The sequence below is a fragment of the Micromonospora sp. WMMA1996 genome, from assembly GCF_002573675.1.
In the GTDB taxonomy this organism is placed as follows: Bacteria; Actinomycetota; Actinomycetes; order Mycobacteriales; family Micromonosporaceae; genus Micromonospora; species Micromonospora sediminicola.
The window spans coordinates 268,227-282,887 of record NZ_PDHU01000003.1 but is presented as its reverse complement, the minus strand read 5'-3'; the positions used below and the strand labels follow the sequence as shown (position 1 = coordinate 282,887).

19 protein-coding genes are annotated in these 14,661 nt (G+C 73.3%); 9 read left to right on the top strand and 10 right to left on the bottom strand.

All coding sequences use genetic code 11. From position 1 onward, the window contains the following. Positions 1-16: 16 nt before the first annotated feature. The gene (locus tag COO58_RS20945) at positions 17-484 is read right to left on the bottom strand and encodes an SRPBCC family protein (RefSeq protein ID WP_091572369.1); all 468 of its coding nucleotides are present in this window, start codon (positions 482-484) and stop codon (positions 17-19) included. A gap of 248 nt (positions 485-732) precedes the next feature. On the opposite strand from COO58_RS20945, the gene COO58_RS20940 reads away from it, so the two are divergent. Beyond that, positions 733-1,116 (top strand): hypothetical protein, encoded by a 384-nt coding sequence (locus COO58_RS20940; RefSeq protein ID WP_098746863.1) that lies wholly within the window; start codon positions 733-735, stop codon positions 1,114-1,116. A 154-nt stretch (positions 1,117-1,270) separates the two neighbouring features. Here COO58_RS20940 and COO58_RS20935 read toward each other — a convergent pair whose 3' ends face one another. Continuing rightward, positions 1,271-1,534: a RidA family protein gene (locus COO58_RS20935; protein WP_218012408.1), complete on the bottom strand. Its 264-nt coding sequence runs from the start codon at positions 1,532-1,534 to the stop codon at positions 1,271-1,273. A gap of 73 nt (positions 1,535-1,607) precedes the next feature. On the opposite strand from COO58_RS20935, the gene COO58_RS20930 reads away from it, so the two are divergent. From COO58_RS20930 to COO58_RS20920, 3 genes are read left to right on the top strand one after another with little or no spacing between them, the layout of a single operon-like run. Further along, entirely contained in the window at positions 1,608-2,054 is a 447-nt protein-coding gene (locus tag COO58_RS20930) for an SRPBCC family protein (RefSeq protein ID WP_098746861.1), read from the top strand. Beyond that, positions 2,051-2,401 carry a metalloregulator ArsR/SmtB family transcription factor gene (locus tag COO58_RS20925; RefSeq protein ID WP_091572381.1) on the top strand — a complete coding sequence of 117 codons (351 nt, stop codon included), beginning with the start codon at positions 2,051-2,053 and terminating at the stop codon, positions 2,399-2,401. Before COO58_RS20930 ends, COO58_RS20925 begins: the two co-directional genes overlap by 4 nt. Positions 2,402-2,419: 18 nt before the next feature. Then, entirely contained in the window at positions 2,420-2,863 is a 444-nt protein-coding gene (locus COO58_RS20920) for an SRPBCC domain-containing protein (protein WP_098746859.1), read from the top strand. On the opposite strand, the gene COO58_RS20915 is transcribed toward COO58_RS20920, so the two are convergent. After that, positions 2,847-3,575: a hypothetical protein gene (locus COO58_RS20915; RefSeq protein WP_255292734.1), complete on the bottom strand. Its 729-nt coding sequence runs from the start codon at positions 3,573-3,575 to the stop codon at positions 2,847-2,849. The genes COO58_RS20920 and COO58_RS20915 overlap by 17 nt on opposite strands. A gap of 85 nt (positions 3,576-3,660) precedes the next feature. Here COO58_RS20915 and COO58_RS20910 point away from each other — a divergent pair, with 85 nt between their 5' ends. Further along, positions 3,661-4,044 (top strand): hypothetical protein, encoded by a 384-nt coding sequence (locus tag COO58_RS20910; protein WP_098746858.1) that lies wholly within the window; start codon positions 3,661-3,663, stop codon positions 4,042-4,044. A gap of 64 nt (positions 4,045-4,108) precedes the next feature. On the opposite strand, the gene COO58_RS20905 is transcribed toward COO58_RS20910, so the two are convergent. The 3 genes from COO58_RS20905 to COO58_RS20895 form a co-directional block, all read right to left on the bottom strand. Next, the gene (locus tag COO58_RS20905) at positions 4,109-4,996 is read right to left on the bottom strand and encodes a glycine betaine ABC transporter substrate-binding protein (RefSeq protein ID WP_091572393.1); all 888 of its coding nucleotides are present in this window, start codon (positions 4,994-4,996) and stop codon (positions 4,109-4,111) included. Between the two features lie 76 nt (positions 4,997-5,072). Continuing rightward, complete coding sequence (locus COO58_RS20900; RefSeq protein WP_098746856.1) at positions 5,073-5,966, bottom strand: proline/glycine betaine ABC transporter permease; 894 nt, start codon at positions 5,964-5,966, stop codon at positions 5,073-5,075. Continuing rightward, a complete protein-coding gene (locus COO58_RS20895; protein WP_255292733.1) occupies positions 5,963-7,258 on the bottom strand; it encodes a glycine betaine/L-proline ABC transporter ATP-binding protein in 1,296 nt (431 codons plus the stop codon). The genes COO58_RS20900 and COO58_RS20895 overlap by 4 nt, the downstream gene beginning before the upstream one ends. 516 nt (positions 7,259-7,774) lie before the next feature. On the opposite strand from COO58_RS20895, the gene COO58_RS20890 reads away from it, so the two are divergent. After that, a complete protein-coding gene (locus tag COO58_RS20890) occupies positions 7,775-8,386 on the top strand; it encodes a biliverdin-producing heme oxygenase (RefSeq protein ID WP_176558925.1) in 612 nt (203 codons plus the stop codon). Positions 8,387-8,440: 54 nt separating this feature from the next. Here COO58_RS20890 and COO58_RS20885 read toward each other — a convergent pair whose 3' ends face one another. Beyond that, positions 8,441-9,022 (bottom strand): TetR/AcrR family transcriptional regulator, encoded by a 582-nt coding sequence (locus COO58_RS20885; protein ID WP_098746851.1) that lies wholly within the window; start codon positions 9,020-9,022, stop codon positions 8,441-8,443. A gap of 71 nt (positions 9,023-9,093) precedes the next feature. On the opposite strand from COO58_RS20885, the gene COO58_RS20880 reads away from it, so the two are divergent. Next, positions 9,094-10,299, top strand: a complete 1,206-nt coding sequence (locus COO58_RS20880) for an FAD-dependent monooxygenase (RefSeq protein ID WP_098746850.1) — start codon at positions 9,094-9,096, stop codon at positions 10,297-10,299. 3 nt (positions 10,300-10,302) lie between these two features. Here COO58_RS20880 and COO58_RS20875 read toward each other — a convergent pair whose 3' ends face one another. Then, positions 10,303-10,833, bottom strand: coding sequence for an SRPBCC family protein (locus COO58_RS20875; protein WP_091572410.1), 531 nt, complete (start codon positions 10,831-10,833; stop codon positions 10,303-10,305). A 2-nt stretch (positions 10,834-10,835) separates the two neighbouring features. After that, positions 10,836-11,144: a helix-turn-helix transcriptional regulator gene (locus tag COO58_RS20870; RefSeq protein ID WP_172967944.1), complete on the bottom strand. Its 309-nt coding sequence runs from the start codon at positions 11,142-11,144 to the stop codon at positions 10,836-10,838. A gap of 87 nt (positions 11,145-11,231) precedes the next feature. On the opposite strand from COO58_RS20870, the gene COO58_RS20865 reads away from it, so the two are divergent. Then, complete coding sequence (locus COO58_RS20865) at positions 11,232-12,161, top strand: LLM class F420-dependent oxidoreductase (RefSeq protein ID WP_091572414.1); 930 nt, start codon at positions 11,232-11,234, stop codon at positions 12,159-12,161. An 832-nt stretch (positions 12,162-12,993) separates the two neighbouring features. Here COO58_RS20865 and COO58_RS20855 read toward each other — a convergent pair. After that, complete coding sequence (locus COO58_RS20855; protein ID WP_091572419.1) at positions 12,994-13,365, bottom strand: hypothetical protein; 372 nt, start codon at positions 13,363-13,365, stop codon at positions 12,994-12,996. A gap of 67 nt (positions 13,366-13,432) precedes the next feature. On the opposite strand from COO58_RS20855, the gene COO58_RS20850 reads away from it, so the two are divergent. Then, complete coding sequence (locus tag COO58_RS20850; RefSeq protein ID WP_098746848.1) at positions 13,433-14,659, top strand: FAD-binding protein; 1,227 nt, start codon at positions 13,433-13,435, stop codon at positions 14,657-14,659. Positions 14,660-14,661 lie beyond the last annotated feature (2 nt).

Genomic DNA, 14,661 nt, shown 5'->3' with positions numbered 1-14,661 from the left:
GGTGCGGAGGTCGTGCTCAGCCGGCGGCCCCGAGGTACGCGGCGAGGTTGGCCAGCGACGACGCGATGCCCTCCTCGTGCGCCGCCTGGTCGATGCCGGGCGGCACGCCGGTCGCGGTGACGGTCACCTCGGTCCGGTCGCCGGCGGCGGCGAGGTCCCAGGTCATGGTCATGGTGCCCGCGTACGCCGGGTCGTCGGCGTGAAACTCCGCCGTCTGCACCACCCGCTCGGGCGGCGCCAGGTCGGCGAACCCGACGTCGACGACGTCGGTGGCCTCCGACGTCTTGCCCGGGCTGTCGGCGGCGTCGAGGTAGGTGAGCACCATCCGGAAGCCGCCCCCGGGTCGGGGATCCCACCGCTCGATCCGCCCGCGCATGCCCTCCGGCGGCAACCACGCCTCCAGCGCCTCCCGGTCGAGGAGCGCCCGGTAGACCGTCTCCGCCGGCGCCTCGATCACCCTGCTCGCCCGATCCACCCTGCCCACCCCGCGATCCTAGGCCGCAGCACCCGTCGATCATGGAGTTGTGGTCGTCGACATAGGTGGCACGAGAGGGCGATCCGGGTGCCACAACTCCAAGTTCGGCGGAAGGCTCGACGGGAGCGGGTGGCCGACCGAGGCGCGGGCCGGGTACGCGCGGATCCGGAAGCGGCTCGCCGAGGTTGGTCTTGTCCGCACCACCCGCCGCGTCAAGATTGAAAACCCCACCTCGCGTGGTTCGAAGGGAGGTCACCATGTCTGCCCCGCGGCTCTTCCTGCCGAAGAGATGGGCCCTCGTCGCTGTCGCTGTGCTGCTCGTGATCAGCGCGTACGCCGTGGTGAGCGCCGTCCACCGAGCGCAGGAGTTCGAGGTGCCGGTGGACTCCTACCAGGTGGGTGGTGACCCCGGATTCCTCGTTGCACGCGTCGAGGTGCACCCCGACTTCGAGGTCGTGCGCACGAACGCTGACGACCAGGGGGATCGGGTGGTTCTGCATGTGGTCGCGCGGCAGCCGACCCTGTGGTGGTCGGGCGGCGACCACGCGGAGACGCGATGGGTGCGCGTGCGGCTCGGCAATCCCCTCCGTGACCGGCAGGTGGTGGATTCCGTTACCGGCAATCTCGTGCCACGAGGTTGACCCTTCAGCGCGCGTGACGCGGGTGTCGGGGAGGCTGGCGGTCGCCGCGCTGATGCCCGGCATGTTACTTTTCGCGCCCAGCGGTCGCGGACGGGTCGTCGAGACCGCCGGGACGTGGTCCGCGTGATCATCGCGAAGCCCGGGTAGCTGTCGCCTACGGCGTCTCGGGCAGCGCCGAGGTCACGTCCAGCTCGACCAGCTGCCCGGTGAAACCGAGCTGGGCCACCCCGAGCAGCGTGCTGGCGGTCGTGAACGCGGCCGCGAGCGGGGAGGCCAGGAACCGTCGCCACACCTGGGCGAGCACGGCCTGGTCGGCGCTGACGACGTAGATGACGGTACGCACGACGTGCTCCGGGCCGGCGCCGACCGAGCGGAGAGCGGCCAACGCGTTCCACACGACGCTGACACCGGCGCGCACATGCAACAAATGGTTGCGCGTCGCGTCCGCAGCGGCTAGCGTCATCTGCAACCAAAGGTTGCAGGAGGTTGCCATGGAGTACGGAACCATCGAGCGGGAGATCTTCGTCGAGGCGTCGCCCGACATCGTCTTCGAGGTGGTGAGCAGCCCCGAGCACCTGTCGAGATGGTGGCCCGACGAGGCCCGCTACACCCCGACCCCCGGCGCGCCCGGGGAGATCGTCTTCGGCGACACCGTCGTCCCGTTCACCGTCGTCGACGCGCGCCCGCCCCGGACGTTCTCGTTCCGCTGGACCCACCCCGCCGGCGAGACGCCGGTGGAGGGCAACTCGCTGCTGGTCACGTTCGAGCTGACCCCGTCGGGCGCCGGCACCCTGCTGCGGATGACCGAGACGGGCTTCCGGGAGATGGGCTGGGAGATCGCCGTGCTGGAGCAGCAGTACCGGGACCACGTCAGCGGCTGGGACCACTTCCTGCCGCAACTGCCGCCCTACGCCGCGACGCTGGCCGTCCGGCCGTGACCAGCACCCTGGTCGAGCCGGTCGACGACGACCTGTGGTCCGCGATCGGGGACCCGACCCGCCGCCGGATGCTCGACCTGCTGCTCGCCGAGGGCGGCGGCACCGCCACGTCGCTGAGCCGGCAGATGCCGGTGACCCGCCAGGCGGTGGCCAAGCACCTCGGCGTCCTGGACCGGGTCGGTCTGGTCCGGGGCGACCCGGCCGGCCGGGAACGGCGCTATCGCGTCGACGACGCCCAGCTCGCCCGCGCGGTGGCTCAACTCGCGTCGGTCGGCTCCGCCTGGGACGCCCGCCTGCGGCGGATCAAGCGGATCGCCGAGGAGATCCAGCGCGCCCGACCCGAATGACGAGACGAGGAGATCGAGATGGTGGACATCCTGCACCGGATCGGGGTGCGGACCCCGGACCCCACGACGGCGTACGAGGCGCTGACGACCGTCGACGGACTGGCCGGTTGGTGGACCGACGACACGACGGGCGGCACCGAGGTCGGTGGCGTCCTCGAGTTCCGCTTCCCGCCCGGCGGGTTCGACATGGAGGTCGTCGAGCTGCGGCCGTCCGAGCGGGTGGTCTGGCGGGTGGTGGACGGCCCGCCGGAGTGGGTCGGCACCACCGTCGAGTGGGACCTGCGCCAGGACGGCGACTGGACGATCGTGCTCTTCGCCCACCGGGGCTGGCGTGAGCCGGTCGAGTTCATGCACCACTGCGGCACGAAGTGGGGGTCCTACCTGCTGAGCCTGAAGTCGCTGGTGGAGACCGGCGAGGGCGCGCCGTCGCCGCGCGACGTGCGGATCAGCGACTGGCACTGAGCGGATCGTGCCCGGGGCCGCTGAGCAGGGCGCGGTGCTCGGTCCAGAGCCACCGCAGATAGGCGCGCAGCCGCTCCGGGGTGGCGATCCAGCCCTCGTCGGGATAGCGGAGCAACCGGCTGACCTCGCCGGCCACCAGGTCGTACCCGCACGCCCCGGTCTCCGGCACCGGGGCGTGCGGGGCGACCGCCACGGGCAGCGGAACCATCGGCACCCGCAGGCCGGCGTCGTCGGCGGCCCGCAACACGGTGAGGTAGACCCGGACCAGGTGGTACGGGGAGACGACCAGCGCGAGACTGCCGATGCCCAGCTCCCGAACCCGGTCGACGATCCACCGGGCCTGCTGTCCGGTGTCGCCGGCCGGCTCGGCCTGGAGCACGACCCCGTCGACCCGGCGCAGCCCGAGCGCCCGCAGGCGGTCCAGCGTGAGCGGGCGGTAGGTCCGCTCTGCCGGGTTGGTGCTCGCCACCAGCAGATGGCGCGGCGCCGGGTCGACCTCCCAGGCGCGGATCGCGTCGGTGAGGCGCCAGTCCTCGCCCTGGCCGGTGGGGACCACCAGCGCGTCCACCCGTGTCGCGGCACGGCCGGGCAGGGTGAGGATCATCGTGACCGCCTCCAGCAACGCCAGGAACCGGTCGGCCGGGACGTCCGCGAGCGCCCCCGCCGGCACGATCCGCGGCAGCGCGCCCGGCGGGCGGAAAACACTCGTCACGCCTGGAGATCCTGCCAGCACCCCACCGGAAACGAGTACGGATGCTCATCCGTCCGCCCACCCCGGCCCGGCAGGATCTCCAGGTGTGACGACGAGACGTGCGGTGCTCGGCGGGCTGATCCTCGCGGCGGCCACCGCCGGCGCCTGGTGGGCCTGGCTGAGCTGGGAGTCCGGCTGGACCGTGGACCCGGAGACCGGCGCGGCCGGCGGACCGTACGCGGTCCGGCAGGTGGCCGCCGCGGTGCTGACCCTGGTGGCGCTCGCCGTGGCCGGCGGCTGGTGGCTGAACACCTGGCTGGTCGCCTCGGTGATGACGGTGGCGTTCACCGTGCCGTGGGCGGCGCACGCCGCCGCGAGCGACGACAGCGGCCTGTGGGCGATCGGGGCGGCGCTGGTGGCGATCGGCACCGCCATCGGGGCGACGGTGGTCGCCGGCGGCACCGGCTGGCTGCGCCGGCGCACTGCGTGACGACCGGTAGGACGGCCAGGGGCCCCGCCGAACCGGCGGGGCCCCTGGGGTCACTGACGTTCGCTCAGGCGAGCGTCTTCAGGTAGTCGGGGTTGGCCTTCAGCCACTCCTCGACCGCCTTCTTCTCGTCGCCCTTGTGCGTGTTGAACATCAGGTCCTCCAGCGACGCGAGCTGGTCACCGTCCATCTTGAACTTCTTCAGCATCGCGGCGACCTCGGGGAAGTCCTCGCTGAAGCCCTGCCGACCGAACGTGTTGATCTGCTCGGCCTTGCCCAGCGTGCCCTTCGGGTCGGTCAGGTCCTTCAGCTCGTACTTGGCGTAGGCCCAGTGCGGGTGCCAGAGCGTGACCACGATCGGCTTCTTGTCCGCGATGGCGCCGTCGAGCGCGGCCAGCATGGCCGGGGTGGAGGACGTCTTCAGCTTCATCGAGCCGTCCAGGCCGTACTGCGGGAGCACCTGCTCCTGGGTGGCCTTGGTGAGGCCGGCGCCGGGCTCGATGCCGATCATCTCGCCGCCGAACGTGCCGGCCTTGCCGGCCAGGTCGGCCAGCGAGTCGACGCCCTCGACGTACTTCGGCACCGCGATGCTGAGGCTGGCGTCGTCGTGCCACACGCCCAGCTTCTCCAGCTTGTCGCCGTACTTCTCCACGTAGGAGGCGTGGGTGAGCGGCAGCCAGCCGTCCAGGAACAGGTCGATGTCGCCGTTCGCGAGGCCGCCGTAGACCAGCCCGGCCTCCAGGTTCTTGAGCTGGACCCGGTAGCCCTTGTCCTCCAGGATGTGCTGCCACAGGTTCGAGGCGGCGATCGCCTCGTCCCAGGCCATGTAGCCGATGGTGATCTTCTTGCCGGCGCCGGACGCGTCGTCCGACTTCTCGCCGCAGGCGGCCGCGCCGCCCAGGGCCAGGGTGGCGGTCACCGCCAGCGCGAGCACGCGCTTCACTGTCGTGAACACAGAATTTCCCTTCCTTTTCGGGGTGCCGGCGGTTCCGCGTACGCGGAACCAGGGGTGCCGGCGGGGAGGGCGACGGTCAGGCGGCCTCGCGCGCGAGGCGCTGGGCCCGCGCGGAGGGGAACCGGTCGCCCACGGAATCGGTGAGCCGGTCGAGCACGACGGCGAGGACCACGACCGCGATCCCGCCCTCGAAGCCGCTGCCCACCTCGACCTGGGAGAGCGCGAACATGATCACGTCGCCGAGTCCGCCGGCGCCGACCATGCCGGCGATGACCACCATGGACAGGGCCAGCATGATCACCTGGTTCACGCCGGTCATGATCGTCGGCAGCGCCAGCGGGAGCTTCGTCCGCAGCAGCACCATCCACGGCGGCGCGCCGAAGGACTCGGCCGCCTGCACGATCTCCTTGTCGACCTGGCGCAGGCCCAGCTCGGTCAGGCGGACGCCGGGCGGCATGCTGAACACCAGCGTGGCGAGCACGCCCGGCACCGTGCCGATGCCGAAGAAGAAGATCGCCGGGATCAGGTAGACGAACGCCGGCATCGTCTGCATCAGGTCCAGCACCGGCCGGGCCAGCGCGGAGGCCCGCCTGTTCTCGGCCACGAAGACGCCCAGCGGGATCGCCAGCAGCAGGGCGAGCACGCTGGCCACGAGCACCTGCGCGAGCGTGCTCATGGTCTCCTCCCAGTACGGCATCCCGGCCACCAGGCCGAGACCGACCGCGGTGCCGAGGCCGAACCTCCAGCCGCGCAGCCACCAGCCCAGGGCGGCGAGCACCGCGACGACCGCCACGGCGGGTACGCCGTTGAGCAGTTGGTCGAGCGGGCTGACCAGGGCCTCGACCACTGACGCGACAGCGTCGAAGACCGGTCCGAGGGTACGGGTGGCCCAGTCCACGGCGGACTCCGTCCACTCACCGAGCGGGACCCGGGGCAGGGCGGCGTCGAGCGGGGATTCGCGCAGGCTCATGCCGACATCTCCTTGTCGCCGACCAGTTCCGCCTCGGCCGGCCCGGTCGCGGGCTCGGCCGGTCGCGGGACCGGCGGGTGCGGGGCCGACGCGTGCGGCGCTTCGTCCGGGGTGGCGCTGGCGAGCGCGCTGAGCAGGGTGATCCGGGGGATCACCCCGGTCAGCCGGTCCCGGTCGTCCAGGACGGCCACCGGGTGCTGGCTCTCCGCGCAGTCGGCGAACAGGTCGGCCACGGCGGTCTCCTCGGTGACGGTGCGGACCCGCTCGCCCGAGACGTACCCGTCGAGGTTGGGTCGGTTCTCCCGCAGCGCGCGCAGCACCTCGTCCTCGGTGACCGTGCCGAGGAACCGCTTCCCCGGCCCGGTCACGTAGACCACCGAGGTCTGGCTCTCGCGCAGGGCCCGGGCGGCGACCCGGGGGCCGGCGTTGACGTCGAGGACGTGGTGCGGCTTCTCCATCACGGAGGCGGCGGTCAGGATCCGGGTCCGGTCCACGTCGGCCACGAACTGCGCCACGTAGTCGTTCGCCGGATCGGTGAGGATCTCCTCGGCGGTGCCGATCTGGACGATACGGCCGTCGCGCATCACCGCGATCCGATCACCGAGGCGCATCGCCTCGTTGAGGTCGTGGGTGATGAAGACGATCGTCTTGCCCAGCTCGGCCTGCAACTCCAGGAGCTGGTCCTGGATCTCGCGCCGGATGAGCGGGTCGAGCGCCGAGAACGCCTCGTCCATGAGCAGGATGTCGGTGCCGGCGGCCAGTGCCCGGGCCAGTCCGACCCGCTGGCGCATGCCACCGGAGAGGTCGTGCGGGAGCTTGTCCGCCCACTCGGTCAACCCGACCATGCGCAACGCGTCCATCGCGCGCTCCCGCCGCTGCGCCTTGGGCAGGCCGGCGACCTCCAGCGCGTAACCGGCGTTCTCCAGCACGGTGCGGTGCGGCATGAGCGCGAAGTGCTGGAAGACCATGCTGACCTTGTCCCGGCGCAGCTTGCGCAGCGCGGCCGGCTTGAGCGAGGTCACCTCGACCCCGTCGATCCGGACGCTGCCCGCGGTGGGTTGGAGCAGCCCGTTCAGCATCCGGATGAGGGTCGACTTCCCGGAGCCGGAGAGGCCCATGACGACGAAGATCTCGCCGGGGCGTACCTCGAAGGTCGCGTCGATGACGGCGGCCGTGGCCGGCAGGCCGGCGAGGGCCTCGGCGCGCGGTGCGCCGCCCGCCAGGCGTCCCACCGCTTCGTCGGCTCGGTTTCCGAATATTTTGTAGAGCGACTTCACTGCGAGCGCGGACACGATCCCCTCTCCGACGCCGGCCACCGCGGATCGCGCCGGTGGAGGCAGTCTTCGCGTCTCGTCCGTCATATCAACATCGGTCACGTTGTCTGGCCTGTGAGGGCCGGCCGAGAAACCTACCGACGTCATCGCCGCAAATCCAGTCGGGACTGCGGGGAATGTGGAACTGCACACAAAAAGCGGCGGTCGAATTCGGTCGTCCGGGTCTTCGGGTGAGCCCGTCCGCACGCTCGTGATCCGCGTTTTCCCTGATCAGGACGCTTCCCGTTCGGACCGGCCGGGCGGTGTGAGCGTCGGTGAGCGGCACTCGCGAATATGAAGGCGCCGATAGCAAATCGTCGCGTGATCGTCATATTCGGATCCCGGTCGAGCGATCGGCGGGTGGTGCGGGAAAGGGGACGCGCCGGACCGCGTGTCGAATTCCGTCGAAACGATTCACGAGAATGTGGCGAGGTGAGGACCACGTCGCGCCACTCCGTCCGACGGGCGCTGGACGGGCCAGGGCATACTCGCCGGATGTCCGATCAGGTCCGGCCCCGGCGGGCGGTGGTGGTGTCGCCGATGCTGACCGCGCTGCGCGAGGGCACCCGCGACCACCACGTCGTGGTGGAGCGCCGGTTGGCCCTGCCCGACCGGATCCGTGGCCGGGCGGACCTCGGCGTCACGCTCGCCGCGCTGCTCGACGCCTGGGCGCCGCTGGAACGGGACCTCGCCGCCGCCGACTGGACCGGGTTGCCGGTCGGTGCCCGGCTCGGTGAGGCCGCCGCGCTGCTCCGGGCGGATCTGACCGCGCTCGGCGTGGTGGGTGTGGTCGCGTCCGACCGGACGTCCGGCGTCCGCCTGGACACCACGCCTCGGGCGGTCGGCGGCCGGTACGTGCTGCTCGGCAGTGCCCTGGGCGGCAGCGTGATCGCCCCCGTGGTGGAGCGCCGGCTCGGCCTGGCCGAGGGGGAGGGGACACGCTTCTTCCGGCGCAGCGGCCGTGCCCCGGGTGCCGACTGGCGGGACTTCCGTCAGGCGCTGGCCGGGCGCGGCTGGTCGTCCGCGGAGCGGCACGACGCCGTCGAGGCCGCGCGGCAGACGTTCGAGTTCGTCGGTCGTACCGCGGCCGTCCGGCCCTCGGGCTGACGGCGGCCCGTTCGGCGGCGGTCGTGCCGGTGGTGGCCCGGTCGACCCGGCTCGTCAGCCCGGGCCCAGCTCCCGGGCGACGGTCCGCAGGGCCCGGGTCAGCTCCTCCGCCGAGGGTGCGGCGTCCGGGTCGACCAGCCACTGGGCCGCCACGCCGCCGAGCAGCGCCTGGTGGAACGCGCCGAGCCTGAGCGCGGTCGCCTCGTCCGCGTCCGGGTCGAGGCGGTGGAACACCTCGGACAGCCCGAGTCGCGCCCGGCGGTTGGCGGCGGCGAACGCCGCGCGCAGGTCGGGGGAGCGGTCCATCCGGGCGATCAGCTCGAACTGCACCGCCCACAGGGGACGCAGTCGGGCGAACGACTCGATGATCCGTTCCCAGGCCAGCTCGAACCGCTGCTCGGGATCGGCGTCCGGCCCGGCGTCCCGGGCCAGCGCGCGGTCCAGTTCCTCGCCCCACTCCGCCATCGCGCCGACGAGCGCCTCGTCGAGCAGCGCCCGCGTGGTGCGGAAGTGGTAGCCGATGGCGGCCAGGCTGGTGCCCGCCGCGGTGGCCACGTCCCGGGCGGTCGTGGCCGCGTAGCCCTTCTCGATCAGGCAGCGCTTCGCCCCGGCGAGCAGGTCCTCCCGATTACCCATGCCGGACAGCGTACCGAGGTGTTGGAATTCTGTCTTGCACAAACGTCTAACACGATTGTACCGTCGGCGGTATGACCGATGTGCTGATCTCCGGCGGCGGTGTCGCCGGCTGCGCCCTTGCCTGGTGGTTGCGCCACCACGGCTTCCGACCCGCAGTCGTGGAACGGGCCGCCGCGCCCCGCGACGGCGGCTACAAGGTGGACGTCCGGGGCGCCGCCCTGACCGTGCTGGACCGGATGGGCCTGACCGGTTCGGTCCGGGCGCACGACACCGGCATGCGCCTGGCCCGATTCCTCGACCGGCGCGGCCGGCAACTCGCCACCATGGACGCGGCCCTCTTCGGCGGCCGCACGGGAGGCGACGTCGAGATCATGCGCGGCGACCTGACCCGGATCCTGCGGGCGGCGACCGGAGACGTGGAACACCGCTTCGACGACTCGGTCACCGCGCTGCGCCCCACCGCCGACGGCGTGGACGTGACGTTCGCGCGGGGCGCGCACCGCCGCTTCGACCTGGTGATCGGCGCCGACGGGCTGCACTCGACGGTACGACGCCTCGCGTTCGGCCCGGAGTCGGCGTACCTGCGCCCGCTCGGGCACCACATCGCCATCTGCACCGTGCCCGCCGGGTTCGGCGAGGAGCGGGTCGAGCTGCTGCACCCGGCCCCCGGGCGGACCGTCGGCGTCTACCGCACCGCCGGCGCGCCCGACGCCCGGGCGCTCTTCCTCTTCCGGTCGCCGGCCGACGCCCCCGACCACGGCGACGCCGCCGGGCAGCGGGCGTTGCTGGGGCGGGCGTTCGCCGGCTCCGGATGGCGGGTGCCCGAGCTGCTCGCCGCGCTGCCGGACGCGCCGGACCTCTACCTCGACGCGATGAGCCAGGTCCGGATGGAGCGCTGGTCGTCCGGCCGCGTCGGCCTGGTCGGCGATGCCGCCTACGCCGCCTCGCCGGCCTCCGGTCAGGGCACCAGCCTGGGGCTGGTCGGCGCGTACGTGCTGGCCGCCGCGCTGGCCGAGGCGGGCGGGCAGCCGGCGGCCGGGTTCGCCGCGTACGAGCAGCGGATGCGACCGTTCGTCGCGGCGAACCAGGCCCTGGCCGAGCGCAACCTGAAGGGGATGGTGCTCGGCTCGGCCACGCAGATCCGGTTCCAGACGTCGATGCTGCGCCTTCTGCCGCGCCTGCCGGGACGGGAGCGGATGGTCAGCCGGGTGGCCGAGCCGATCCGGCGGGCCTCGGGCGCGATCACGTTGCCGGACCCGCCGGCCCGCGCGGCCTGAGGTTCAGGGGCGGTCCAGGCGCTCGGCGTACGCGTCGCGCAGCTCCGCCCAGCCGAAGTCCTTCGCCTCCGCGCCACGGATCGGGCCGACCGGATCGCCGTCGAGCAGATGACCGGCGACGTCGAGGCAGAGATGCCAGCCGGCGGCCACCATCGGGGCGAGGTCGGGCCGGTCGATCCGCTGCCGGACGGTGAGCGTGGTGCCGGCGCCGGCCGGGGTCAGTTCCCAGCGGAGCAGGGCGTCGCCCCAGGTGTACTCCAGCAGGCGTGGCCGGTCGGCGCGCAGCACGCGGGCCGGGGCCGGGTGGGCCCGGTCGCCGTCGACGGTGCGCAGCGTGGTCTCGCCGGGGCCGCCGAGGTCGTGGTCGGACCGGAACGGCGCCCACTGCGCCAGCTGTTCCGGGTCGGTGAGGGCGGCCCACACCTTCTCCGGCGGATGCCGGAGGTCCCGGACGAGCACCAGGTCCCACCGGTCGCCCCCGGGGACCAGCTCGACGTCGGCGAGCGGGCCGGGGCGGAAGTTGTCGCGCTGCATGGTCACTCCTGACTGTCGAGGTGGCGCTCCAGGGCGTCGAGGTGCGTGTCCCACATCCGCCGGTACGGCCCGAGCCAGTCGTCCACCGCCCGCAGCGGCCCGGTGTCGACCCGGTAGATCCGCCGCTGCGCGGCGGTGCGGCAGGTGACCAGGCCGGCCTCGCGCAGCACCCGCAGGTGCTTGGAGACGGCCGGCTGGCTCATCCCCAGCGCGTCCACCAGATCGCCGACGCTGCTCTCCGCCCGGCGCAGCCGGTCGAGGATGCGGCGGCGGGAGGGTTCGGCCAGTACGGCGAAGGCGTCCACGGACACGCTGGCAATATGCCTCACTGGTTATATGACTGTCAAGGAATGCAGGCGGGCGCTGCCGCGTCGCCGTCGGGTCCATATGCTCGGGGCATGGAACTGCGGATCTTCACCGAACCCCAGCAGGGGGCCAGCTACGACCAGTTGCTCGCCGTGGCGCGCCGCGCGGAGGAGACGGGGTTCGCGGCGTTCTTCCGCTCCGACCACTACCTGAAGATGGGCTCGGTGAGCGGGGACCCCGGTCCGACCGACGCCTGGACCACCCTCGCCGGCCTGGCCCGGGACACCACCCGGATCCGGCTCGGCACGCTGATGAGCGCCGCCACCTTCCGCCTGCCCGGCCCGCTGGCCATCACCGTGGCGCAGGTCGACCAGATGAGCGGCGGCCGGGTCGAGCTGGGCATCGGCACCGGCTGGTACGCCGAGGAGCACAGCGCGTACGGCATCCCGTTCCCGGCGCTGGGGGAGCGGTTCGACCGGCTGGAGGAGCAGCTCGCCGTCATCACCGGGCTCTGGTCCACCCCGCCCGGGTCGACGTTCGACTTCCCCGGCACCTACTACCCGGTCAGCGACTCGCCGGCGCTGCCCAAGCCGGTGCAGCGGCCCCGCCCGCCGATCCTGCTCGGCGGCATGGGCCCGAAGCGCACGCCCCGCCTGGCGGCCCGGTACGCCGACGAGTTCAACCTGCCGTTCGCCTCCGTCGACGACACGAAGACGCAGTTCCAGCGGGTACGCGACGCCTGCACCGCGATCGACCGGGACCCGTCCACCATGACCTGGTCCAACGCGGTGGTGCTGTGTTGCGGGCGCGACGACGCCGAGGTGGCCCGGCGCGCCGAGGCGATCGGCCGGGATCCCGACGAGCTGCGCGCGAACGGCGCCGCCGGCACACCCGCCGAGGTGGTCGACACGCTCGGCCGGTATGCCGAGACCGGCAGCGACCGCGTCTACCTCCAGGTACTCGACCTGGCCGACCTGGACCACCTGGAGCTGGTCGCCGCCGAGGTGATGCCGCAGCTCTGAGCCCCGGCTCGGCCTGGCCTGGCTCGGCTCGGCCTGGCCTGGCTCGGCTCGGCCTGGCCTGGCCTGGCTCGGCCTGGCCTGGCTCGGCCTGGCCTGGCTCGGCCTGGCCTGGCTCTGGCTCGGCTCGGCCTGGCTCGGTCCGGTCCGGGCTTGGTGCGGTCCGGTCCGGCTCGGTCCGGTCCGGTCCCGGTCCGGTCCCGGTCCGGCTCGGTCCGGTCCGGTCCGGTCCGGTCCGGCCCAGCTCGGCTCGGACTCGGCCTCGAGCTTCCTCAGCCGGCCCAGCACGGTCGGGAGGAGACTCGCGCCAAGCGCGATATGACTCAGAGTCATAATTATGACTCTGAGTCATAAAGGGTTCGAGGCGGCACTGCTTCTGACGGAGCGTTGCGGAGGGTGACCGTGCGCTCGGAACAGCGGCTTGTGTCGGGCGAACGATTCGCCGAGCCGCCGTGGCCAGGTGAGAGTCGAGCTGGCTGACAGCCGGCGTTGAAACCGGGGCGGCGCGGGACGGCCCTGCGACCGGGGCGGGGTGCCTAATGGGACCGACGGACGCCGGCCCGCCGGACGCGCCTGAGGGCGGGGCGGAACCGGGATGCCGGACGACCCGCGCCGGAACCGATGGCCGGGACCGGGCCCGGGCCGGAACCGAGGGCCGGGACCGAGGGCGGACCGGACCAGACCGGGCAGGGCAGGACCGGGCCGAGGCAGGACCGGGCCGAGGCAGGGCCGGGGCAGGGACCGGGCAGGGCCGGAGCAGGGACCGGGCAGGGCCGGGGCACGCCGGGACGGCCCGGCGTCGCATCTTGGGCGGGCCGGGGTCGGGCGGGCCGGGTCAGCCGGCCGTCGCCCGCCGCACCGTGTCGAGCCGGCCGTCCCGGTCGCTGTCCAGGTACGTGACGTCCGGGACGCCGTCGCCGTCCAGGTCGACCTGCACCACGTCGGCCACGCCGTCGCCGTCGAGGTCGGTCACCACCTCGACGGATCCGTCCAGGTGCCGGGTCACGATCGACCGGCCCTGCCCGGAGCGCGGCGGCGGGCCCGGCCGGGGCACCGGGTCCGGCTCGGGCTCCGGCGTCGGCGCCGGGACCGGCGCGGTCGCGTCGGGCGCCGCGCCGGTGAGGTCGGGGTCCACCCCGGTCGGATCGATCTCCTCCTCCGACGGGTACACGTCGCCGCGGAGGCTCGGGTCGCGGTAGCTGCTCATCCGCCCAGGATTCCCGCTCGGCCCCCGGAGCAACCCTGTCCGCGCCGGATGGCGCATGATGCAGCCCATGACCGACACCAACTGGGCCGGGAACGTCCGCTGGTCGGCGCGGGACCGGCACCGGCCGACCTCGGTGGACGAGGTGCGCCGGCTGGTCGCCGGGGCGGACCGGGCCCGGGCCGTCGGCACCGGCCACTCGTTCAACCGGCTCGGCGACACCGCCGGCACGCAGATCACGCTCGCCGGCCTGCCGCCGAGCGTCGCGCTCGACCCCGACCGGCGCACCGTCACGGTCGCCGCCGGCGTGCGCTACGGCGACCTGGCCACCGCGCTCCACAACCAGGGGTACGCGCTGCGCAACCTCGCCTCGCTCCCGCACATCTCGGTGGCCGGCTCGGTCGCCACCGCCACCCACGGATCCGGCCCGGCGAACGGCAACCTGGCCACCGCCGTGGCGGCGCTGGAGCTGGTCACCGCCGACGGTGACCTGCTCACCGTCGACCGTACCGACCCGAGGTTCGCCGGGCTGGTGGTCAACCTCGGCGCGCTGGGCGTGGTCACCCGGCTCACCCTCGACGTGGTGCCCACGTTCGCGGTGCGGCAGTTCGTGCGGCTCGGCCTGCCCCGCGCGGCGCTGGACGAGGCGCTCGACGCCGCGTACAGCGTCAGTGTCTTCACCGGGTGGCGGTCGGACCGCTTCGACCAGGTGTGGATCAAGCAGGACGCCGACCAGGCGCCGCCCCCGGCCGACTGGTTGGACACGGTGGCCGCCGACACGCCCCGGCACCCGGTGCCCGGCATGTCGCCGGAGCACTGCACCGCCCAGCTCGGCGAGGCCGGGCCGTGGCACGAGCGCCTGCCGCACTTCCGGCTCGGTTTCACCCCGAGCAGCGGCGACGAGCTGCAGTCCGAGTGGCACGTGGCCCGCGCCGACGCGGCGGCGGCGCTCGCCGCGCTCGACCCGGTCGCCGAGCGGATCGCCGCCGTGCTCCAGGTCTGCGAGCTGCGGACGGTGGCCGCCGACGAGCTGTGGCTGAGCCCGAACTTCCGGCGGGACACGCTGGCGGTGCACTTCACCTGGGTCGGTGACCCGGTGGCGGTGGCGCCGGTGCTGGCCGAGGTGGAGCAGCGGCTCGCCCCGTTCGCGCCGCGCCCGCACTGGGGCAAGCTCTTCGAGCGCGATCCGGCGGCCGCGTACCCCCGACACGGCGACTTCCGGGCCCTGCTGCGCGAGTTCGACCCGGACGGGAAGTTCCGCACCCCGGAGATGGACGTCTACTTCCCCCGCGACTGAGT

What these genes read in the sequence shown, in the direction of transcription:
- COO58_RS20900 (WP_098746856.1), bottom strand. Translation starts at nt 5,966, where the DNA reads ATGAGCCTGCGCGAATCCCCGCTCGACGCCGCCCTGCCCCGGGTCCCG.
- COO58_RS20865 (WP_091572414.1), top strand. Translation starts at nt 11,232, where the DNA reads ATGGAACTGCGGATCTTCACCGAACCCCAGCAGGGGGCCAGCTACGAC.
- COO58_RS20850 (WP_098746848.1), top strand. Translation starts at nt 13,433, where the DNA reads ATGACCGACACCAACTGGGCCGGGAACGTCCGCTGGTCGGCGCGGGAC.
- COO58_RS20920 (WP_098746859.1), top strand. Translation starts at nt 2,420, where the DNA reads ATGGTGGACATCCTGCACCGGATCGGGGTGCGGACCCCGGACCCCACG.
- COO58_RS20855 (WP_091572419.1), bottom strand. Translation starts at nt 13,365, where the DNA reads ATGAGCAGCTACCGCGACCCGAGCCTCCGCGGCGACGTGTACCCGTCG.
- COO58_RS20880 (WP_098746850.1), top strand. Translation starts at nt 9,094, where the DNA reads ATGACCGATGTGCTGATCTCCGGCGGCGGTGTCGCCGGCTGCGCCCTT.
- COO58_RS20875 (WP_091572410.1), bottom strand. Translation starts at nt 10,833, where the DNA reads ATGCAGCGCGACAACTTCCGCCCCGGCCCGCTCGCCGACGTCGAGCTG.
- COO58_RS20890 (WP_176558925.1), top strand. Translation starts at nt 7,775, where the DNA reads ATGTCCGATCAGGTCCGGCCCCGGCGGGCGGTGGTGGTGTCGCCGATG.
- COO58_RS20885 (WP_098746851.1), bottom strand. Translation starts at nt 9,022, where the DNA reads ATGGGTAATCGGGAGGACCTGCTCGCCGGGGCGAAGCGCTGCCTGATC.
- COO58_RS20940 (WP_098746863.1), top strand. Translation starts at nt 733, where the DNA reads ATGTCTGCCCCGCGGCTCTTCCTGCCGAAGAGATGGGCCCTCGTCGCT.
- COO58_RS20930 (WP_098746861.1), top strand. Translation starts at nt 1,608, where the DNA reads ATGGAGTACGGAACCATCGAGCGGGAGATCTTCGTCGAGGCGTCGCCC.